Genomic DNA, 21,387 nt, shown 5'->3' on the forward strand with positions numbered 1-21,387 from the left:
GATGTCCCGATCACGTTCTCTGCCAGGGCGATTCACGTCGTCGACTGATCTGCCGGACAACCGGCTGGCGCTGTGGGACGAGGCCGCGGTGCGGATGATGCGTGCCACGGGCCGCGTACAGGTCATGCAGTGCTCCTGGGTCTACGACCATCCGATCGACTTCGACGGGCTCCGGCGCTTCCACCGGAATTTCGGCGGCGGCTTGTTCGGTCGCCGCATCGAGCGTTCCCCGCTGCCTTTCGGACGGTTTCGCTGGGTTTCGGCACCCGGGCCTCAAGCGCCACTTGATGTCGACGAGCCGCGCCCTCGCACCGAGATCAGCGACTGGCTCGATGAGCGTGCACAACTACCGATCGATCCCGAGCACGGTCCGGGGTGGCACATGGGTGTGCTGCCGGTCAGCGACGGGTCGACCGCAGTGACCGTGGTGGTTTCTCACTGCCTTGGTGACGGGGTCGGCGGCGTGATGGTGATTGCCGACGCGATCGCCGGCCGGCAGCCTGATCTGGGCTACCCGCCGCCGAAGTCGCGCGGCAGGCTGCGCGCGATGGTGCGAGACATCCGCCAAACAGTCTCGGACCTGCCGGAGGCGGCCCGCACGGCCGCCGCCGCCGTGCGGCTCCTCCGCCAGCCGAACCCCGATGCGCCCGCGGATCGGGTCGGCCCGCCGACGCGGGTGGTGCCCGACGGTGACAAGGCAACGGTGCTGCCCGCGATCGCGGTGTTCGTCGACGTTGCGGATTGGAATGTGCGCGCCGAAGCGGTTGGTGGCAACAGCTATTCGATGCTCGCTGCTTTCGCGGCGAAACTCGGGGAGTGCATGGGGCGGTGCGGACCCGACGGCGACGTCACACTCCTGATCGCGGTCAACGACCGCACGGACGGCGATACCCGGGCCAACGCCATGTCCCTGGCGACCGCGCGGGTGGACCCGATGACGGTGACCACCGATCAGTCCGGCGCCCGTGGCGTCATCCGTCAAGCGTTCAAAACGCTGCGCGACCAACCCGACGAGACCCTGCAACTCCTACCGCTGACCCCGCTGGTGCCCAAGGGATTCCTGAAACAAGTTGCCGACGGCTTCATCGGAAATGGGGACCTTCCGGTGTCCTGCTCGAACCTCGGCGACCTCACATCGGACGTGACCCGGGTGGACGGTACGGAAGCCGAATACATCGTGTTCCGCGGTGTCGACCAGGGAACCACCCGCCAGGAATTGGAGGATGCCGACGGCCAGTTGGTTCTGGTGTCCTCCCGGGTCGGCGGCAAGGTCTCCATCGGGATCACCGGATATCAAGCAGGCGAACAGAATTCGAAGGCCAGGTTGTCCGAATTGGCGGCGAAAACCCTGGCCGAGTTCGATCTCACCGGCGAGATTGACTGGAACGGCTGAGAAAGGCTGAATCGATGATCGACACGACGCTGATCGGGGTGCTGCAGGAGCGTGCCAGCCTGCAACCCGACGACAACGCCTACACCTACATGGACTTCGACAACGATCCCGATGGCGTGCCCGTCACCCTGACCTGGTCGCAGCTGTACCGCAAGGTGCGGGTGGCAGCACACGTGCTTCGGCAGAACGGAACGGTCGGCGACCGCGCGGTGATCCTGGCTCCGCAGGGGCTGGAGTACGTCATCGCATTCCTCGCCGCGCTGCAGGCTGGGTTCATCGCCGTGCCGCTTTCGGTGCCGATGGGCGGAGTCCACGACGAGCGGGTGTCCGCTGTGCTCAGCGATTGCCGTCCTTCGGTCATTCTCACCACCTCACCGTCCACCGCGGTGGTCACTGAATACGCCGTCGAGCAGGGTGATTCGGCCGCACCCGCGGTGATCGCGGTCGACACGATCGATTTCGATGCGCGGGTGAAGGCGATCAGCAGTCGCGAGGCCCGGCCGGCGACCGCCTATCTGCAGTACACCTCGGGATCCACCCGGACGCCGGCCGGGGTGATGGTCACCAACCGCAACCTCACCACCAACTTCGGGCAGATGATGTGCGACTTCTTCCCACACTTCGGCAAAGTTCCGCCGCCGGGCACCAACGTGGTGTCGTGGCTGCCGTTCTACCACGATATGGGCCTGATGCTCGGCGTGGTGGCTCCGATCCTCGGCGGCTGGCACACCGTTTTCACCACGCCGTTCGCCTTCCTGGCCCGGCCGGCCCGCTGGATCCAGATGATGGGGAGCTACCCACGGGTCGTCACCGCCGGACCGAACTTCGCGTTCGAGTTGGCAGTCGGACGCACCACGGACGAGGACCTCACCGGTATCGACCTCGCCGGTGTGATCGCGGTGTGGAGCGGTGCCGAACGTGTGCACGAGGCGACCCTGAAGCGTTTCGCGCAGCGGTTCGGAAAGTTCAACTTCTCCGAGGACGTGCTGCGCCCGTCCTACGGCCTGGCCGAGGCGACGCTGTATGTCGCCACTGGTGAGCCCGGTCCGCCCAGCGTGGTGGCCTTCGAAACGGAGAAGCTGTCTGCCGGGCACGCCGAGCGGTGCGAAACCGGCTCCGGAACTCAGCTGGTCGGATACGGCACCCCAGAATCGCCGGTGGTGCGCATCGTGGATCCCGAGACGCGTGTGGAGGTTCAGGCTGGAGCCGTCGGTGAGATCTGGTCTCACGGCGACAACAACTGCCTCGGTTACTGGGAGAAGCCGGAGCAGACCGAGCACACCTTCGGTGCCACCTTGGCCAGTCCGTCGCCTGGTACGCCCGAAGGTCCGTGGCTGCGCACCGGAGACCTCGGCTTCATTTCCGACGGCGAGCTGTTCATCATCGGGCGCATGAAGGATCTGCTGATCGTGCGGGGCCGCAACCACTATCCCGACGACATCGAGGCCACCATCGGCGAGATCACCGGCGGTCGTGTCGCGGCGATCGGGGTGGAGGAGGACCGCACCGAGCAGCTGGTCGCGATCATCGAGGTCAAGAAGCGTGGCGATACCGAAGAAGCGGTCGCGGAAAATCTGCTCACCATCAAACGGGATGTGGCGTCGGCGATTTCGCAGGCATACGGGCTGAGCGCCGCCGACCTGGTGCTGGTGCCTCGGGGTGCCATACCGATCACCACCAGCGGCAAGATCCGGCGTGCTTCGTGTGTGGAGCAGTACCAGAACGGTCAGTTCCACCGGCTCGACGGCGCCCTGCAACCGGCGTAGCGCGCGAGTAGCCGACACGTGGATCCCAGACTTGCCTATATCGACCAGGCATCGTTTTTGAGCCTGCGCGCCCTGAATCGTGGACCTCTCATGCAGTACACGTGGATCTACGATCGCCCGGTCGATCTGGACGGGATCCGCAGATTCCAGCGCAATTTGGCCGACGGCCTGCTCGGTCGGCGCATCGAGCGGTCACCATTGCCGTTCGGGCGGCACCGATGGGTCGCGTCGCCGACACAGGCCGATGTCGAAGTCTCGGTGAGGAATTGCCCACGCGCTGACGTGTGGGCGTGGGCCGATGACCGGATCCGGCGGCCGATCGATCCAGAGCACGGACCGGCGTGGCACCTCGGGGTACAGCCGTTCAGTGACGGGGGCGCAGCGGTGTCCCTGGTGGCCTCGCATTCGGTGGTCGACGGTCAGGCCATGACGATGTCGGTCGCCGAGGCAGTGACGGGTGCCGACCGCCGATTGGGCTATCCCGGGCCGGGATCGCGGTCGCGCAGGCAGGCGCTGGCCGAGGATGCTCGAGCCGCGTTCGGGTCGGTGCCCGAAATCGGCCGGGCCGCGGTCGCCGCCGTGCGGGTGGCGCGGGCCGAGCGTGAGGACCTGGCATCCTCGTTCAAGACCGCCGACGACCTGCCGCCGGCAAGGGACGACATTCCGGTGCTCGCCCCGACCGTTGCGGTGTTCATCGACCTTGAGCAGTGGGACGACCGGGCGAGACGGCTTGGCGGCACCAGCAATTCGTTGTTCGCCGGTTTGGCGGCGCGGCTGGGTCAGAAGCTGGGTCGCGCCGACGCCGACGGGACAGTCGCGTTGTCGTGGCCGGTCAGCGAGCGCACCCCCGCTGATACGCGCGCCAACGCATTGATCGCCGCAAAGATGCGGGCCGATCCCGACACGGTGACCACCGACCTGGGTGCGGTCCGTAGCGCGATGAAATCGGCCCTGGCCGAGTCCGAGGAGCTTTCGGCTCGGCTGCTCGCGCCGTTGCCGCTGACGCCGCTCACACCGAAGGCGTTGGTTCGCAGACTTGAAGCGATGGTGGTGTCCGTCGACAGCCCGATCGGCTGTTCCAACATCGGCGAACTGGATCCTGCGATGAATCGTCCCGACGGAACCGACGCGGACCTCGTCTCGCTGCGGCTCCTGGAACCCCAGATCACCACCCGCGTGCTCAACCGGATCGGCGGGTACCTGTCGCTGGTGTCGGGACGGGTCAACGGCCGGATCTTCATCAGCGTCGGTGCGTGGACAGTCGGTGCCGTCAACACCAAAGATGCCTTGCGCGCGACGGTGCGTGCGGGTTTGGAAGACTTCGGCTTGTCCGGCGTCGTCGAATAGCGCTCAGCGCCCGGCGAATCCGAGCGCGATCAGCACACCGCCCGCGGCGGCGAGCACCAGGGCGAAATCGCGGCGGCGGCGCGCGCGGATCCACCGCTGGAACGATGCCAGGGTCGATTGCGTTCGGTCCGGCGAGACGGCATAGCTGGCCAGAGGCACCGCCGACACGATATTGGCGACCAGAAGATAGCCTCCGATGGTCAGTGCTTTCGCCCAGGCCGAGACGCTCGACGCCGCGATGACCACCAGCAGCGCCATGTACTCGACCGAAGGCAGCGCGGTGCTGACTCCCATCACTCCTGACACCCAGGGCGAAGTCCCCAGCGTCCTGCCTTTGAGCCGGCCGGGGGTGCCTGCGGCGGCCGGGCTGAGCTCCCCGCCTTCTGGCTCCACAGCGCCGACCGGGACTGCTTTGCGGGACCGGCTCCCGACCGAGATGTTGGTGGCCAAGAATGCCGCGAGCAGCACTGCCAGCAGACCCACGACGAGTTGCACTGTGGCACCGTCGATCTCGGGGATGCTGAACAACCCGCGGTGGACCACGAACACCACGAGAACCGCGACCGCGGTGCTCATCAACACGCCGCCGCAGAGGTAGGCCGCGAGTTGGAGGATCGGCCGGGGCCGGCTCAGCACGACGAGGATGAAACCGATTCGGGTCGGGTCGAAGTTCACCGCGATGGCAAGCGCCAGAACGGTGGTCCACATGGCTGACGACCTTACCGGCCGGCCGCGGCCGACTGTTCGAGCAGCGTTGCCGTGGTCTCGACACTGACGTCCGGGGTGGTCATCCCGGCGCCGAGTGCCCGCGCGCGCGAGGCGTATTCCGGCCGCAGGATCGTCTGCAGCCGAGTTCGGAGCGACTTGGCCGTGACGCTGGAGAAGCGCTGTGCCGATCCGACTTTTAGCCGCTTGATCTGACGGGCGAAGATCGGCTGATCGGCCGCGACCCACAGAATCAGGGCGGGCACTCCCGCGCGCAGACCCGCAGCCGTGGTGCCCGAGCCGCCATGATGTACGACTGCACGGCAGAGCGGGAAGATCGCGGCGTGGTTGACCGCGCCGACCACCTTGACGTGATCGGGTTGCCGCGTGTCGGGTAGGTTCCACACACCTGAGCTGATCAGCGCGCGCTGCCCCAGTGCGGCACACACATCGGAGATCATGTTCACCGCCGCGGCAGGGTGCTCGAGCGGCATGCTGCCGAATCCGAAATAGATCGGCGGCTTCCCGGCGCCGATCCACGATGTCACCTCATCGTCGTTGTCGGTGCCCAGTCCCATGGTGATCGTGCCGACCAAGGGCCGGGTTTCACCCCACTCCGCTGACAAACCCGGGAAGAGCAGCTTGTCGTAAGCCTGAATCTCCAGTGCACCGCTCTCGACGACGCGCCGGGCCGAGCGGACTCGTGCCGGCGGCAGGCCCAGCTCTCGTCGTTGAGTGTCCTCGGCTTTCTTGGACAGGCGCCACAGTGCCCATTCGAGACCGGCGAATCCCGAATCGATCAGCCACTTCGGTGCGGGCACCGGGACGATCTGAGTGTTGGGGCGGGCCGGAAAATAGTGCAGGGCGGCCAACGGAATGCCGTGGTGCTCGGCGACATTGGCGGCAACTTCTTGGTAGGTGGTCCCGGTCAGGATCAGGTCCGCACCGCGGGCCAGCGGCGTCAGTGCAGCGTTCATGTCCGCCCAGCCTTCGGCGATGTAGGCGATGCCTTCCCGAAGAGCGGTGACGGGGTTCTGCGGTTTCCAGAAGTTGCGGAACACGTCGTTGTCGAGCTGTTTCTGGGAATCGACCCCGTAGGCCGTCGCCGGTGCCAGCCCCACTTTCTCGACGAACTCGACGAGATTCGGCGGCACGGCCATCCGAACCTCGTGGCCGCGGTCGCGCAGGGCCAGACCGACGGCAGCGCACGGTTCGACATCGCCTCGGGTCCCGTGGACTGCGACGACAAACTTCACTGGCCACTCCGCTGTCGGTTCAAGGCGCCGGACGCCTGGATTTTGCTACACGCTAGCGGTTGGAGTGTGTTCATGGCCTGCCAGGTTCACATCGTTTTGTTGCTGTGCCACCTGGCATTCGTAGTCGTTGTTTGCCTGTATGGGCCGTGTAGCCTGTTGGGATGTTGAGCCGCGCCAAGGTCAGCGGCGCGTTCGCTCGCGTGAGTTTCTCCGGCATTGGTCAACTCGTTGTTCGACATCCCGTGGCCGTCATTGCCACATGGTTGCTGCTGGCTGTGTCGCTGTTTCTGGCCATCTCACCGCTGACCGAGGTGGCGCAACGGAACCCGCCTGATTTCCTGCCGGCGAGCGCACCGGTGCTGGTGGCCGGTCAGAAGATGAAGGACGCGTTTCACGAGGCGGACGCGGGCAATTTCGCCGTTGTCGTACTGAGCAACGAGAACGGCTTGTCCAAGGCCGACGAAGCCACGTATCGGCACCTGGTCGAGCAACTGAAGGCCAACAGCGCCAGCGTGACGTCCACGCAGAACTTCGTCGACATTCCCGAGCTACGCCAGGCCATGACGAGCAAGGACCAGAAGGCCTGGACCTTACCGCTGAGCCTGGCCGGAACGATGGGGACCGGGCCGGGGCAGGAGGCGTATCGGAGCGCAATCAAGACAGTCGAAGAGGCCACCCAGAATTCGACACTGTCGGTCAATGTCGTGGGCGCTGCGGCCACGTTCGACGACATCGACAAGATCGGCGCGCGGGATCAGCACATCATCGAGATCACCACTGTGCTGATGGTGCTGACGATCTTGATCATCGTCTACCGCAATCTGGTGGCGATGCTCATCCCGCTGATCACCATCGGGGTGTCGATGGTCGTGGCACAACAGGTGGTGGCCGGGCTCGGCGAATTGGGACTGGGGCTGGGCCCGCAGACGATCGTGCTGATGACCGGCATGCTGATGGGCGCGGGGACGGACTACGCGGTATTCCTGTTCAGCCGGTATCAGGAACTGCTTCGGTCCGGGATGAGCTCCGACGTGGCCGTCGTCAGCGCGTTGACCTCGATCGGTGAGGTGATCGCCGGATCGGCGGCCACCGTCGCGATCACGTTCCTGGGCTTGATGTTCACCACCTTGGGCGCCTTCTCGACGGTCGGTCCGGCCCTGGCGGTGACGGTGTTCATCGGCTTCCTGGCATCGGTGACGTTGCTGCCCTCGTTGATCACCTTGGCCGGACGCCGCGGATGGGTCAAACCTCGCCGCGACGTGACCGGCAGGTTCTGGCGCAGGTCGGGCATCCACGTGGTGCGCCGGCCGTTCGCGCACCTGGCCGGCAGCCTGGTGATTCTGTTCGCGCTGGCCGCGTGTGCAACCATGGTCAAGTTCAACTACGACGACCGCAAAGCGCTGCCGGCCGATTCCGCGAGCAACCGCGGCTACGAGGCGATGGACAAGCATTTCCCCATCAGCCAGACCTTGCAGCAGTTCATCCTGATCGAGTCGCCGCAGGATCTACGCACCCCCAAGGCGCTTGCCGACATGGAGCAGATGGCCCAGCGGGTCAGCCAGCTCCCCGACATCGACGTGGTGCGTGGTATCACCAGGCCGACGGGTGAGGTGCTCGAACAGGCGAAGGCCACCTACCAGGCCGGCGAGGTCGGCGGCAAGCTACGCGACGCGTCCAACCTGATCGAGAGCAACAACGACAATCTCGACAAGCTGAGCGGGGGAGCGCATCAACTCGCCGACGTGTTGGGCCAGGTGCGGACCCAGGTGGTGGGCGCGATCGGCTCGGTTCGCGGTCTCGTGGGCGCGCTCGAAGACATGCAGACGCGCTTCGGCGGATCGAAGACCCTCACCTCTGTCGACACCACGTCGAGTCTGGTCGGCAACATGCGGTCACTCGGGGATGCGCTGAGGAAGAACCTGAGTCAGGCCAAGGCCATCCGCGACTGGGCGAAGCCCGCCGTCGATGCCCTCAACGTCAGTCCTGCCTGCAACATCGACCCGGCCTGCGTGTCGTCGCGCGCTGACCTGCAGCGGGTCGTCGCCGCGTACGACGACGGCACCGCGAGCACCATCGCCGACCTCAGCCGCCAGCTCGAGGCCACCGACGGGAGTTCGACCCTCGACGACACGATCCGCGACCTCGAGGCGACGATGGGCAAGGCCACCAGCGCACTTCAACAGCTGGGGATGGATGATCCCAAAGGATTGCAGCAGCAGATCAACACCGCGGTCGAGGGAGCCAACCTGCTGGCGGATTCGAGCCGGCAGCTCGCCGATGGTGTGCAGTTGCTCGTCGACCAGACCCGCACGATGGGTGGTGGCCTCGACCAGGCATCTGGGTTTCTGCTGGGGATGAAGCGGGACGCGGCGAATCCGCCGATGTCGGGCTTCTACATTCCGCCGGAGATCCTCACCCAGGCGGAGTTCGAGAAGGCAGCGAAGCTGTTCGTCTCCGATGACGGCCACACGGTGCGCTACCTCGTCCAGACGGCGCTCAACCCGTTCGGCAGCGAGGCGATGGATCAGATCGATCAGATCGTCGCGACCGCCAACAGTGCCAAGCCCAACACGACACTGTCGGACGCCGAGATCTCGATGGTCGGTTTCTCTGCGGTCAACCGTGACATCCGCGGCTATTACAACGCCGACATCCGCTACATCGTGTGCATCACGTTGATCGTGGTGTTCGTGATCTTGGTGGCGCTACTGCGGGCGGTGGTGGCGCCGCTGTATCTCGTGCTCTCGGTTGTGGTGTCCTACTTGTCGGCGCTGGGCATCGGGGTGGTGGTGTTCCAGTTCATCCTGGGACGCGAGTTGTCGTGGAGTGTGCCGGGAATGGCGTTCCTGGTCTTGGTCGCAGTGGGCGCCGACTACAACCTGCTGCTCATTTCGCGGATCCGTGACGAATCCCGGCTGGGCATCAGGTCGGGGGTGATCCGAACCGTAGGGGCGACAGGCGGGGTGATCACCTCGGCAGGTCTGATCTTCGCCGCCTCGATGCTGGCCCTGACGGTGAGCAGCATCGCCAGCATTGTCGAGATCGGTTTCATCATCGGTGTCGGGCTCCTGCTCGACACGTTCCTGGTCCGCACGATCACCGTGCCCGCCGCGGCCGTACTGATCGGCAAGCTCAACTGGTGGCCGTCGAAACCCCGCGCCGATCAGGGCCGGCAGGAAGACGCGGACCACCATCGGACTCGCGACACCGATCTCGGGGAAGCGGAGGCATCCGATGCGCGGGATGCCGACGTTTCGGTTTAGCGGCCGCGGAAGGATCGCTCGGCTGTCAGTGCCGGCTCGATGTCAGCCACCGCGTCTTGATCCGCCACGAGTGCGCGGATGCCAGCGCGAAGATCGCACCGCAGCCGCAGGCGAATACCCACACCAGCCGGCCGTTTTCGATCGGCTGCAGGGCCGGCACCAGCGAGGTGACGATCCGGGTCGCGCAGGCGAGCATTCCGCTGACCGAGGCGAACAGGTAGATGTTGGCGATCCGGCGGGACTGCGGGTCCTTGCGGAGCACCAGCATCGCGCGGGCCCCGTAGCCCAGCAGGTAGAGCAATGTGCCGCAGAGCAGGATCCAGTACGCACTGAGCCAGAAATCGGTCGGCACCTGGAAAAAGTCGGCCGCGTACACCGTGGCGCCGTTGCCCATCGAGAAGGTGGCGAGCAGGACGGGGATGCAGATGGTGGCCGGCCGCTCCACGTTCTGCTTGAAGGAGCGCTGCATGGCGTTGTCGTCCTGCAGGCGGCCCAGGGAGTTGTAGACGATGGCCGACGCGGCCACGATGTAGGCGTCGTGGCCGAGGTAGTCCTCGACGTTCCACTTTCCGGTCAGCTCGTACAGAACGTGCCCGATGGTCTCCGAGGCCCACGGTGACATCAGCAGCACTGCCACACCCTGGAGCGCGATGTTCAGGGTGGCGGCCACTTCCCACCGGCAGGACCAGGTGACCCTTCGGATCCACAGGCTCCATGCGATGCAGGCCAGTGTGATGACGATGAGCGTGGCGACGGACATAACAATTGTCTCGGGAGATGGTGCGGACAGCCGACGTGCCGGCTGGTTAGAGCGGGGGCGCGTCGGGTCGGGGGGTCAGTTCGGACAGTTTCTTGGGCCGGTGGACGGCCGGACGGACGCGGGTGGCGGTGTCCACCGGAGCCACCGTCACCGGCGAGGACTCCATGTAGTGCCACACTTCCTGTCGACTCATCAGCCCGAACCGGATCTGCAGGTCGGGATAGCTGAGGTGGAAGCGGTCGGCTACCTGCCGCAATTCCTCGGCGTTGGGGTAGTCGGCCTCTTTCACCCGCCGGTAGTACGTGCTGCTGGAGATGCCCAGCGCGCTGTACACCGCCTTGGCGTCGACTTCGCCGTCCAGCAGATAGTCGAGCAGGGCCTTGAGCTGCCTGCCGTTCTCGTCGGTTCGCGGCATCAGAACACCATAGACCTCGAGCCCGCATTTGGTCACAGCGAACCACGGCGAAGCCAGCAATCGCGTAATTGACAACAGTGTCAGACTTTTGGCACAGCTCTCCCATTTTTGGGAATCGCTGGCTAACGTTGTCCGCATGTCTGTTTCTGTCCTGCCCGACGCGTATGGCACCGGCTCCTGGATCGCCGATTACGGCACGGTCGGGCCACCCGTCGCCGCCGACATCGCCACCGTGTCCAGCGCACTGGACACGGTGTTGTCCGCCGAGCTGCACGGAGCCGCGGTCGCCATGGACTGCAGCGCCGAGGAGCTGCTGCTGGCCGCGCTGGGCCGGGCGGTGGCGCGCGCGATCGGCGAAGGCACGCTGGTGGTCGATGTGGTGGGCGGGCCCGAGCGGGCCGGTTTCCGCCGGGTCGCGGTGCCCTGCCTGGGGTCTCGTGGTCTGTCGGGGGTCGAACTGCTCGCAGCGGCACGGCGGGGCGTCGACGGCGCCGACCATCCTTCGGCGGACGTGAGCCTGGCCTACGGTGGCGGGTCCAGGTCGGGTCAATCCGCGCACGCGCTGGCGGTGCAGCTAGACGATGAGACCGAGGACACGGTGACCTTGCAGTGGCGCTTCGACAGCCGCAGTTTCGATGACGCCACGGTCCAGGAATTGGCCGAGCAGTTCCCGCTGGCCCTGATCGAGGTCACCTCCGGGTAGATGTGATTTTTTCACGATTTGCGGTGCTCATTAGACTGGGCGCATCGGCGCTGATCCGGCCATCACCGGGGAGCCTTCGGAAGAACAGCTTCTCCGATTCGAACCTCGAATTGGGCACAGCTCAGTAGAACCGGACGGGTGGGCCCGTGATCGCCTGAAAGTTGAGCGGCGCGCTGCAGTGCAGCGCGCAAGCGGGGTGGTACCGCGGCGCTTGCACACCCGTGCGACGTCGTCCCCGTGCCATGAGTGTGTTGAGCTGCCGAGCTCGACAACGGCACAGGAGACGAGACGTGAGCGCCTACCCCAAGCCGGCTGCACCCAACTTCCCCGAGCGGGAACTTGAGGTGCTCGACTACTGGGCAGCCGACGACACCTTCCGGGCCAGCATCGCCCGACGCGAGGATGCCGAAGAGTACGTCTTCTACGACGGCCCGCCGTTCGCCAACGGTCTGCCGCACTACGGCCATCTCCTGACCGGCTACGTCAAGGACATCGTTCCGCGCTACCGCACCATGCGGGGCTACAAGGTGGAGCGCCGGTTCGGCTGGGACACCCACGGCCTGCCTGCCGAACTCGAGGTGCAGCGCCAGCTCGGCATCGCCGACAAAGCCCAGATCGAAGAGATGGGCATCGAGAAGTTCAACGCGGCGTGCCGCGCGTCGGTATTGAAGTACACCGACGAATGGCGTGCCTATGTCACGCGGCAGGCGCGCTGGGTTGACTTCGACAACGACTACAAGACCCTGGACCCGACCTTCATGGAATCGGTGATCTGGGCCTTCAAACAATTGTGGGACAAGGGCCTGGCCTACGAGGGCAACCGGGTCCTGCCGTACTGCTGGAACGACGAGACGCCGTTGTCCAACCATGAGTTGCGGATGGACGACGACGTTTACCAGAGCCGCCAGGATCCGGCGCTGACGGTCGGTTTCACCGTGACCGACGGCCCGTTCAAGGGCGCCCACCTGTTGATCTGGACGACCACCCCGTGGACCTTGCCGTCCAACCAGGCGGTCGCGGTCAACCCCGACATCGACTACGTCCTGGTGGGGGGCTCCGACGGGCGCCGCTACCTGTTGGCCCAGGCGCGGCTGGCGGCATACGCACGTGAGCTCGGCGAGGAGCCCGAGGTGCTGGGGAGCTACAGCGGGCGGGATCTCATCGGGACGCATTACCTACCTCCCTTTGCCTACTTCATGGACGCGCCCAACTCGTTCCAGGTGCTCGCCGCGGACTTCGTCAGTACCGAGGACGGCACCGGCATCGTGCACATGGCCCCCGCCTACGGCGAGGACGACAAGGCCACCGCGGATACCGCCGACATCGTCGCGGTCACCCCGGTCGACTCGAAGGGCCGATTCGACGCGACCGTGCCCGATTACGCCGGGCAGCATGTCTTCGAGGCCAACTCCCAGATCATCCGCGATCTCAAGAACGGCGACGGGCCCGCGGCAGCCAACGGCGCGGTGCTGCTGCGCCACGAAACCTATGAGCACTCCTACCCGCACTGCTGGCGGTGCCGTAATCCGCTGATCTACCGCGCGGTCTCGTCGTGGTTCATCAAGGTCACCGATTTCCGGGACCGGATGGTCGAGCTCAACCAGCAGATCACCTGGTACCCCGAGCACGTCAAGGATGGGCAGTTCGGCAAATGGCTCTCCAATGCGCGCGACTGGTCGGTGTCGCGAAACCGGTACTGGGGCAGCCCGATTCCGGTGTGGAAGTCCGATGACCCGGCCTATCCGCGGATCGACGTCTACGGCAGCCTCGACGAGCTGGAGCGTGATTTCGGGGTGCGCCCCACGGATCTGCACCGTCCGTTCATCGACCAGCTGACCAGGCCCAATCCGGACGATCCGACCGGCAAGTCGACGATGCGCCGCATCGAGGACGTATTCGACGTCTGGTTCGACTCCGGGTCGATGCCCTACGCCCAGGTGCACTACCCGTTCGAGAACCAAGAGTGGTTCGACGGCAGCGGCGGTGAGGACGCCCATTTCCCGGGCGATTTCATCGTCGAGTACATCGGCCAGACCCGTGGCTGGTTCTACACCATGCACGTGCTGGCCACTGCGCTGTTCGACAAGCCCGCGTTCAAAACCTGTGTGGCGCACGGGATCGTCCTGGGCAACGACGGCCAGAAGATGAGCAAGTCGTTGCGCAATTACCCCGATGTCAGTGAGGTGTTCGACCGCGACGGCTCCGACGCCATGCGCTGGTTCCTGATGGCCTCGCCGATCCTGCGGGGCGGCAACCTCATCGTCACCGAGCAGGGCATCCGCGAAGGCGTGCGTCAGGTGCTGTTGCCGTTGTGGAATGCCTACAGCTTCCTGGCGCTGTACGCGCCGCAGAAGGGCACCTGGCGGACCGATTCCGACAACGTGCTCGACCGCTACATCCTGGCCAAGTTGGCGCAACTGCGTGACGATCTGACCTTCGCCCTGGACATGTGTGACATCTCCGGGGCGTGCGACGAGCTGCGCCAGTTCACCGAGGCTTTGACGAATTGGTATGTCCGCCGGTCACGTTCGCGCTTCTGGGAGGAGGACGCCGACGCCATCGACACGCTCCACACCATCCTTGAGGTGACGTGCAGGCTGGCCGCGCCCCTGTTGCCGCTGGCGACCGAGGTGATCTGGCGCGGCTTGACCGGTGAGCGTTCGGTGCATCTGACCGACTGGCCGGATGCCGATGTGCTGCCGAAGGACCCCGATCTGGTGGCTGCGATGGACCAGGTGCGCGAAGTGTGTTCGGTGGGCTCTTCGCTGCGCAAGTCCAAAAAGCTTCGTGTGCGGCTTCCGTTGCCGAAACTGACTGTGGCCCTGGATAAGTCGGTTGATCCATCGGCGCTGGCACCGTTCGCCGAGCTGATCGCGGACGAACTCAATGTCAAGGCCGTCGAGTTGACCGACGACATCGACACTTACGGCAAGTTCGATCTGGCCGTCAACGCCCGCGCCGCCGGCCCCCGGATCGGCAAGGACGTGCAGGCGGCAATCAAAGCAGTCAAGGCGGGGGAGGGCGTGGTCAATCCCGACGGCACCCTGACGGCCGGGCCCGTGGTGCTGCAGCCCGAGGAGTACACCGTGAAACTGGTTGCCGCCGACCCGGAGTGGACCGCGGCCCTGCCCGATGGCGCGGGACTGGTGGTGCTCGACGGCACGGTCACCGAGGATCTCGAGGCCGAGGGCTGGGCCAAGGACCGTATCCGCGAGCTTCAGGAGCTGCGCAAGTCGACCGGCCTGGAGGTGTCCGACCGCATCTCGGTACAGATGTCGGTTCCGGCCCAGTTCGCGCCGTGGGCAAGCACCCACCGGGATCTCATCGCCGGTGAGATCCTGGCCACCAGTTTCGAGTTCGTTGGCACGGACACGGTGCTGGAGGGTACAGCGATCGGCGACGGGGTGCGGGTCGCGATCGCCAAGGCGTGACCCGTCCGGATCAGCTGCCGGTGACCCGGGCCGCTTGGTCGCCGAGTGTGACGGTGTCGCCAGGGTGTAGCTGGCGGCCGCGGCGGATCTCGACCTGGCCGTTGACGCTGACCAGGCCGTCGGCGATGACGACCTTGGCGTCGGCGCCGCTGTCGATGAGCGATGCCAGCTTGAGGAACTGCCCCAGGCGGATCGAGTCGTCCCTGATCGGTACGTCAACCGGCTCCATGAACGTCAGGCTAGCGCCATAGCATCTGCAGGTATGAACGGCGCCGAGGTCACGGGCGCGGGCGGACGCTGGGTTCTACACCTCGACATGGATGCGTTTTTCGCATCCGTAGAGCAGTTGACCCGTCCCACCCTGCGCGGTCGGCCGGTGCTCGTAGGTGGTCTGGGCGGGCGCGGCGTGGTTGCCGGGGCCAGCTATGAGGCACGCCGCTACGGCGCACGCTCGGCGATGCCGATGCATCAGGCTCGCCGGCTCGTCGGCGCGCCCGCGGTGGTGCTGCCGCCACGCGGGGCGGTCTACGGCGTGGCCAGCCGCCGTGCGCTGGACACGGTGCGCGGCGTGATCCCGGTACTGGAGCAGTTGTCCTTCGACGAGGCGTTCGGAGAACCGGCCGAACTGGCCGGCGCCACCGCGCCCGACGTCGAGGAGTTCTGCCAGCGGTTGCGCGCCAAGGTGCTCGAGCAGACGGGGCTGGTGGCCTCCGTGGGAGCCGGTTCCGGGAAACAGATCGCCAAGATCGCCTCCGGGTTGGCCAAACCCGATGGGATTCGAGTGGTCCGGCGGGACGAGGAAGGGCGGCTGCTCGACGGCCTTCCGGTGCGCAAGCTGTGGGGGATCGGGCCGGTGGCCGAGGAGAAGCTGCACCGGTTGGGTATCGAGACGGTGGGCGCTCTGGCTGCGCTGTCGGATGCCGAGGCCGCGAGTGTGCTCGGTACCGCGGTGGGCGCTGCGTTGCATCGCCTGGCTCGCGGTATCGATGATCGCCCGGTTGCCGAGCGGGCCGAAGCCAAACAGATCAGCGCCGAGTCGACATTTCCCGAGGATCTCACCACGTTGCGTCAGCTGCAGGACGCGATCGGCCCGATCGGGGAACACGCGCACCGGCGTCTGGAGAAGGACGGCCGCGGCGCCCGTACGGTGACCGTCAAGCTGAAGAAGTCGGACATGAGCACGCTGACCCGGTCGGCCACCCTGGCCTACGCCACCACCGAGGCCGCCACCCTGATCGGCACTGCCCGCCGGTTGTTGCTCGATCCGGTTGAGATCGGGCCGATCCGCCTTGTTGGCGTGGGATTTTCGGGATTGTCGGACAGTAGGCAGGAGTCATTGTTCCCCGACCTGGAGCAGCCGGAGGAAAGCTTCGACTCTCACCACCAAGTCGCCGACGCGGCTCAGGTCACCGAAACCGGTTGGCGTGTCGGCGACGACGTGGTGCATCCCGACCACGGGCACGGCTGGGTCCAGGGCGCCGGACACGGCGTGATGACCGTGCGTTTCGAGACCCGTGCCACCGGACCGGGCCCGGCCCGGACATTTCCCGACGACACACCGGGTTTTCGTCGGGCCGATCCGATCGCGAGCCTGGACTGGGGTGAGTATCTCAGCGGATTGGCCGACTACCAGAGCACACCGTAGGTGGCGTTCAGGATGAAGCCGTGTTCGCCGTAGGTCTTGCACGTCACCGTGCCCTGATAACCGACACCGCAACTGGCGCCCCAGTTCTCCAGTCGGTGGCCTTCGGGCAGCACGTCGACATCGCGGGTGAACGATGCGGTGTCGGAATGCCGGTACGAGGCGGGTACGCCACTGTTGACGTAGATCTGGTTGCTGCCTTCCGGTGCGTCCATCGGCACGGCGTCACAACCCACCGGGCCGCCGTTGGGGCCGATCCCGCAGTGACGGCCGTCCGGAGTCCGGAAGAACACGCCGTAGAAGTCGGTGGGTGAGCTGTAGTGCCCCTCGGCGATCGGATAGCTGTCGATGTCGTCGGCGCCCGGCGGTGGCTCGGCCGTGGCGGTCGGGGCAGCGCCGAGCGCCAGGAAGCCGAACGTGGCGATCGCCGCGATGTGGCGCATAGGTTCCATTGAACCGGCGCCGTCAACCACGTGGCCGGCTACCAGAGCACGCCGGAAGCCGCGCCGAGGGAAAAGCCGTGCCGGCCAGAAGTTTTGCAGATCACGGCGCCCTCGTGAGTGACAGCGCAGGCGGCTTCCCAGTTCTCCAGCCGATAGCCCGCAGGCAGCACGTCGACATCTCGGGTGAACAGCTTGGTCCCCGAAGAACGGTAGGAAGCCGGTGCTCCGGCCTCGACGAAGGTCTGGTTCATCCCCTCGGGCGCATCCGCGGGCACCGCGTCGCAGCCGACCGGACCGCGGTTGGGCAGGATTCCGCAGAACCGGCCGTCCGGGGTCTGGAAATACTGCCCGTAGAAATCGGTGGGCGAGCTGTAGTTGCCCTCAGCGATCGGGTAGACGTCGATGTCTTCGATTCCAGGTGGCGGCGGCCACGGCCAAGCCTGCGCGGGCGGAAGTGGGCCGAACACCGATAGGCAGGCGGCAGCCGCCGCCGCAATGTGGAAACGCACGTTCGCTATTTAACCCCAGCCCGTCAACCCCACGTTGCGATGACCTCGACAACCGGCCGGGCGGTGGCCAACGCGGCCATCAGCAGCACCCTGGCCTGGGACGGACGCAAAGTGGGAACCACGATCGCGCCGGCGTCGACCAGCTGGCGGCCCGGGCCGTACTGCGCGGCAACCGGGCCGTCGGGCACCCGGCTCGAGACCGCGACCACCAGGCCGTCACTGCAGTGCCTGCGGACGCCGTCGATCAGTGCGGCGCCCGCGTTGCCCGAGCCCATCGCCTCGAGCACCACAGCACGTGCGCCCGCTGCGGCGCAGGCGTCCAAGGCGGCCGCGTCCGCCCCCGGATAGACGGCGATGATGTCGACCCGCGGCGCCGACGCAGCGGACAACTTACCGACGAACGCGCGAGACTTCGTCCCCGTGATCGCGTACCCGCCGTCGCTGACGGTTCCGAGTGCCGTTCCGGTGAAGGCATTCAACTCTTGGGTGTGTCGCTTGCGCAGCCCCAGTGGTTGCCACACGCTGCCGGCGAAGCTCACCACCACCCCGAGATCCCGGGCTCGGGGACTGGCCGCGACCGTGATCGCGTCTCTCAGATTGCGCGGGCCATCGCTGTCCGCAGTGTCTGAGCTGAGTTGCGACCCGGTGAGCACTACGGGCACATCACCGCCGTAAGTGAGGTCGAGCCAGAGCGCGGTCTCCTCCATGGTGTCGGTGCCATGGGTGATCACGATTCCGTCGGCGCGGGCCGCGGCGACCCGGACCGCGCCGGAGATCCGGTCCCAGTCGGCGGGTGTCAGCAGCGCGCTGTCGGTCGCCATCGCGTCGACGATGTCGACCTGCGCCGCAACGGTCAGCCCGGCCGTCAGCTCTGCGCCGGTGCGGGTCGGGTGCCGGATGCCGGCCTCGTCGGTGCTGGTCGAGATGGTGCCGCCGGTGGTGATGACGATGATGCGCCTGGGCAGCTCAGCGGGCTCCGTCACGGTGCAGATTGTCCCGCATCGACTGTTTGGGATGATGGGAGAGTGACTGATGAAACGTCAGGCCCGGCCGAGCCGGTGACCGACGCTACCGGGGACGCGAAAACGTCCCCTGCAAACTCCGCTGCGCCTCGGCGGCGTCTGCGCCTGCTGCTCACCGTTGCTGCCGTGGTGCTGCTCGTCGACGTGGTGACCAAGGTGCTCGCGGTGCGGCTACTGACACCGGGCCAACCGGTGTCCATCATCGGTGACACAGTGACCTGGACGCTGGTGCGCAACTCTGGCGCGGCGTTCTCGATGGCAACCGGCTACACCTGGGTACTGACCCTCATCGCGACCGGCGTGGTGATCGGCATCGTGTGGATGGGCCGCAGGCTGGTGTCCCCGTGGTGGGCGATCGGTCTGGGCATGATCCTGGGCGGCGCGACCGGAAACCTGATCGACCGCTTCTTCCGGGCGCCCGGACCGCTGCGCGGGCACGTGGTCGATTTCTTCTCGGTGGGCTGGTGGCCGGTGTTCAACGTGGCCGATCCGGCCGTGGTGGGCGGTGCGATCCTGCTGGTGGCACTGTCGTTGTTCGGCTTCGACTTCGACACCGTGGGCCGTCGGCGCCTGGATGATCCGGCACCTGATGACGCCGAACCCGAACCGGCGGCTTCCGATGCCCCGGCCGGCGACGCTGAGTCCGACGAGTCGAACGCAGTCGGTCGCCAGGCCGAGACGTCATAGTGACCACCCGGTCGATGCCGGTGCCCGAGGGCCTGGCGGGGATGCGAGTCGACGCCGGCCTGGCCCGGCTGCTCGGGTTGTCGCGCACGGCCGTGGCCGCCATGGCCGAGGACGGCGGTGTCGACATCGACGGCGTTACGGCGGCGAAATCGGACAAACTCGTCGCAGGAGCCTGGCTGGAGGTCCGGCTGCCCGAGGCCCCAGCCCCTGTCGAGAACACCCCGGTCGACATCGAAGGCATGGACATCCTCTATGCCGATGACGACATCGTGGCGGTGGACAAGCCGCCCGGAGTGGCGGCACACGCCACGGTCGGCTGGCACGGACCGACGGTGCTGGGCGGCTTGGCCGCCGCCGGGTTCCGCATCAGCACCTCGGGGATCCACGAACGCCAAGGCATCGTGCACCGGCTCGATGTGGGCACCTCCGGCGTCATGGTGGTAGCCCTGTCCGAGCGCGCGTACACGGTTCTCAAGCGGGCGTTCAAGCAACGCACCGTCGAGAAGCGCTACCACGCGCTGGTCCAGGGCCACCCGGATCCGTCGAGCGGGACCATCGATGCCCCGATCGGGCGGCACCGGGGTCACGACTGGAAGTTCGCGGTGGTCGAGGGTGGTCGGCACAGCATCACCCACTACGACACACTCGAGGCGTTTCAGGCGGCCAGCCTCCTCGACATCGAGCTGGAGACCGGCCGGACCCATCAGATCCGGGTGCACTTCGCCGCGCTGCACCACCCGTGTTGCGGTGACATGACCTACGGTGCCGATCCCACGTTGGCGAAAAGGCTTGGGCTGGAACGGCAGTGGCTACATGCCCGGTCCCTGGCGTTTGCTCATCCGGCTGACGGCCGGCGCATCGAGATCACCAGCCCGTACCCGGCCGATCTACAGGCCGCGCTCGACGTCTTGCGCCGCCACTAGCTGTGAGCGTGCAGGCCGCTCCGCGCCGAGCCGCGTCGGGCCGCTCCGGGGTGCTGTTCGGCGCGGGCGCCTACATCTGGTGGGGACTGTGCCCCGGCTTCTTCCTGCTGTTACTGCCCGCAGGCGCGCTGGAGGTGCTGGCCCACCGCATCATCTGGAGTGCAGTGTTTCTGCTCCTGGTGCTGGCTGTGGCCCGCCGTCTCGGCGATCTGCGTCGCCTGACGCTGCGGACCTGGCTGCAACTACTGGTGGCGGCAGCCCTGATATCGATCAACTGGGGGACCTACATCTACGCCGTCACCACCGGCCATGTCGTGGATGCGGCGCTCGGATATTTCATCAATCCCTTGGTGAGCGTCCTGTTGGGTGTGCTGGTGTTCCGCGAGCGGATCAACCGGTGGCAGGCGGTGGCATTGGGCCTGGCCGTCGTCGCGGTGGTGATCCTGACCGTCGAGTTGGGTGCACCGCCCTATATTGCGATCGTCCTGGCGCTGTCTTTCGGGGTGTACGGCCTGGTCAAGAAGGTGGTGCAGGCCGATCCGCGGGTGAGCGTGGCCGTGGAAACGCTGGTGGCGCTTCCTATCGCGGCCGGCTATGTGATCACGCTCGAGGTCTTGGGGCGGGGGAACTTCCTCGACCACGGTCCCTGGCATGCGGTGCTGCTGTTGCTCGCCGGACCGGTTACCGCCGTGCCGCTGCTGCTGTTCGCCGCTGCCGCGCAGCGACTTCCGATGGTGACGCTGGGCCTGCTCTTCTACCTCAACCCAGGCCTGCAGATGGCCTGGGGCGTGTTCATCGGTCACGAACCCATGCCGCCGGGCCGCTGGGTCGGCTTCGGGCTGATCTGGCTGGCATTGGTGATCATGACGGTGAGTGCGCTGCGGGGAAAGCCCGCAGATTCGGTCGCCGAGATTGTCGATCAGGTGGCGCCGGAATCGTCGTCACGGTGACAAGCTGGAATCGAGAGTCGGACCGTTCGCCGACATCAGGGAACGGTTGGTACACGCCGCGGTGCGGGTCTATCTGACCGAGCGCCTGCAGCGCCTGGCGTCGACCGGTGGCTCTCGTCCGGTGAAGGGGTGACGGCCGCGGCCAACACCGGCGCGAGCCCGCTTGTCTGGG

Annotated in this window: 18 protein-coding genes; 10 read left to right on the plus strand and 8 right to left on the minus strand. The window is 66.4% G+C overall.

Annotation, left to right across the window (positions count from 1 at the left end):
• The first annotated feature begins 1 nt into the window (after nt 1).
• From E0T84_RS02920 to E0T84_RS02930, 3 genes are read left to right on the plus strand one after another with little or no spacing between them, the layout of a single operon-like run.
• Nucleotides 2-1,393, plus strand: coding sequence for a hypothetical protein (locus E0T84_RS02920; protein ID WP_138743715.1), 1,392 nt, complete (start codon nt 2-4; stop codon nt 1,391-1,393).
• Nucleotides 1,394-1,407: 14 nt separating this feature from the next.
• On the plus strand, nt 1,408-3,159 hold the full coding sequence (locus E0T84_RS02925) for an AMP-binding protein (RefSeq protein ID WP_138743716.1): 1,752 nt from the start codon (nt 1,408-1,410) through the stop codon (nt 3,157-3,159).
• Nucleotides 3,160-3,177: 18 nt separating this feature from the next.
• Nucleotides 3,178-4,506: a hypothetical protein gene (locus E0T84_RS02930; RefSeq protein ID WP_138743717.1), complete on the plus strand. Its 1,329-nt coding sequence runs from the start codon at nt 3,178-3,180 to the stop codon at nt 4,504-4,506.
• A gap of 3 nt (nt 4,507-4,509) precedes the next feature.
• Here the strand turns inward: E0T84_RS02930 and E0T84_RS02935 are convergent, their stop codons facing one another.
• Complete coding sequence (locus E0T84_RS02935; RefSeq protein ID WP_138743718.1) at nt 4,510-5,214, minus strand: GAP family protein; 705 nt, start codon at nt 5,212-5,214, stop codon at nt 4,510-4,512.
• An 11-nt stretch (nt 5,215-5,225) separates the two neighbouring features.
• Nucleotides 5,226-6,467 carry a glycosyltransferase gene (locus E0T84_RS02940; RefSeq protein ID WP_138743719.1) on the minus strand — a complete coding sequence of 414 codons (1,242 nt, stop codon included), beginning with the start codon at nt 6,465-6,467 and terminating at the stop codon, nt 5,226-5,228.
• A gap of 161 nt (nt 6,468-6,628) precedes the next feature.
• Here E0T84_RS02940 and E0T84_RS02945 point away from each other — a divergent pair, with 161 nt between their 5' ends.
• Entirely contained in the window at nt 6,629-9,730 is a 3,102-nt protein-coding gene (locus E0T84_RS02945; protein WP_138743720.1) for an RND family transporter, read from the plus strand.
• 25 nt (nt 9,731-9,755) lie between these two features.
• Here E0T84_RS02945 and E0T84_RS02950 read toward each other — a convergent pair whose 3' ends face one another.
• Both E0T84_RS02950 and E0T84_RS02955 read right to left on the minus strand, forming a co-directional pair.
• On the minus strand, nt 9,756-10,490 hold the full coding sequence (locus E0T84_RS02950; RefSeq protein WP_070186027.1) for a hypothetical protein: 735 nt from the start codon (nt 10,488-10,490) through the stop codon (nt 9,756-9,758).
• 46 nt (nt 10,491-10,536) lie between these two features.
• Nucleotides 10,537-10,905 carry a transcriptional regulator gene (locus E0T84_RS02955; protein ID WP_070186040.1) on the minus strand — a complete coding sequence of 123 codons (369 nt, stop codon included), beginning with the start codon at nt 10,903-10,905 and terminating at the stop codon, nt 10,537-10,539.
• 136 nt (nt 10,906-11,041) lie between these two features.
• Between E0T84_RS02955 and E0T84_RS02960 the strand changes: the two genes are divergently transcribed.
• Both E0T84_RS02960 and ileS read left to right on the plus strand, forming a co-directional pair.
• Nucleotides 11,042-11,608, plus strand: coding sequence for a hypothetical protein (locus E0T84_RS02960; RefSeq protein WP_138743721.1), 567 nt, complete (start codon nt 11,042-11,044; stop codon nt 11,606-11,608).
• Nucleotides 11,609-11,850: 242 nt separating this feature from the next.
• Entirely contained in the window at nt 11,851-15,039 is a 3,189-nt protein-coding gene (gene ileS, locus E0T84_RS02965) for an isoleucine--tRNA ligase (protein ID WP_171054883.1), read from the plus strand.
• 10 nt (nt 15,040-15,049) lie between these two features.
• Here ileS and E0T84_RS02970 read toward each other — a convergent pair whose 3' ends face one another.
• Nucleotides 15,050-15,268: an RNA-binding S4 domain-containing protein gene (locus E0T84_RS02970; RefSeq protein ID WP_070943688.1), complete on the minus strand. Its 219-nt coding sequence runs from the start codon at nt 15,266-15,268 to the stop codon at nt 15,050-15,052.
• 33 nt (nt 15,269-15,301) lie between these two features.
• Here E0T84_RS02970 and E0T84_RS02975 point away from each other — a divergent pair, with 33 nt between their 5' ends.
• Nucleotides 15,302-16,684 carry a DNA polymerase IV gene (locus tag E0T84_RS02975; RefSeq protein WP_070188860.1) on the plus strand — a complete coding sequence of 461 codons (1,383 nt, stop codon included), beginning with the start codon at nt 15,302-15,304 and terminating at the stop codon, nt 16,682-16,684.
• Here the strand turns inward: E0T84_RS02975 and E0T84_RS02980 are convergent.
• Genes E0T84_RS02980 through E0T84_RS02990 form a run of 3 tightly spaced genes read right to left on the minus strand, consistent with a single transcriptional unit; the run spans nt 16,666 to nt 18,616 of the window.
• Nucleotides 16,666-17,124 (minus strand): hypothetical protein, encoded by a 459-nt coding sequence (locus tag E0T84_RS02980; RefSeq protein ID WP_138743723.1) that lies wholly within the window; start codon nt 17,122-17,124, stop codon nt 16,666-16,668. The two genes, E0T84_RS02975 and E0T84_RS02980, sit on opposite strands and share 19 nt — an antisense overlap.
• Before the next feature lie 38 nt (nt 17,125-17,162).
• Nucleotides 17,163-17,633: a hypothetical protein gene (locus E0T84_RS02985; protein WP_371725686.1), complete on the minus strand. Its 471-nt coding sequence runs from the start codon at nt 17,631-17,633 to the stop codon at nt 17,163-17,165.
• A 23-nt stretch (nt 17,634-17,656) separates the two neighbouring features.
• Nucleotides 17,657-18,616 carry an asparaginase gene (locus E0T84_RS02990; protein WP_249383558.1) on the minus strand — a complete coding sequence of 320 codons (960 nt, stop codon included), beginning with the start codon at nt 18,614-18,616 and terminating at the stop codon, nt 17,657-17,659.
• Nucleotides 18,617-18,658: 42 nt separating this feature from the next.
• Here E0T84_RS02990 and lspA point away from each other — a divergent pair, with 42 nt between their 5' ends.
• The 3 genes from lspA to rarD are packed head-to-tail and all read left to right on the plus strand — an operon-like array spanning nt 18,659 to nt 21,215.
• Entirely contained in the window at nt 18,659-19,342 is a 684-nt protein-coding gene (gene lspA / locus E0T84_RS02995) for a signal peptidase II (RefSeq protein WP_138743724.1), read from the plus strand.
• Nucleotides 19,342-20,265 (plus strand): RluA family pseudouridine synthase, encoded by a 924-nt coding sequence (locus E0T84_RS03000; RefSeq protein WP_138743725.1) that lies wholly within the window; start codon nt 19,342-19,344, stop codon nt 20,263-20,265. Before lspA ends, E0T84_RS03000 begins: the two co-directional genes overlap by 1 nt.
• 50 nt (nt 20,266-20,315) lie before the next feature.
• Nucleotides 20,316-21,215: an EamA family transporter RarD gene (gene rarD, locus E0T84_RS03005; protein ID WP_070943750.1), complete on the plus strand. Its 900-nt coding sequence runs from the start codon at nt 20,316-20,318 to the stop codon at nt 21,213-21,215.
• Nucleotides 21,216-21,387 lie beyond the last annotated feature (172 nt).

It is taken from the genome of Mycobacterium sp. DBP42 (genome assembly GCF_005924235.1).
In the GTDB taxonomy this organism is placed as follows: domain Bacteria; phylum Actinomycetota; class Actinomycetes; order Mycobacteriales; family Mycobacteriaceae; genus Mycobacterium; species Mycobacterium syngnathidarum.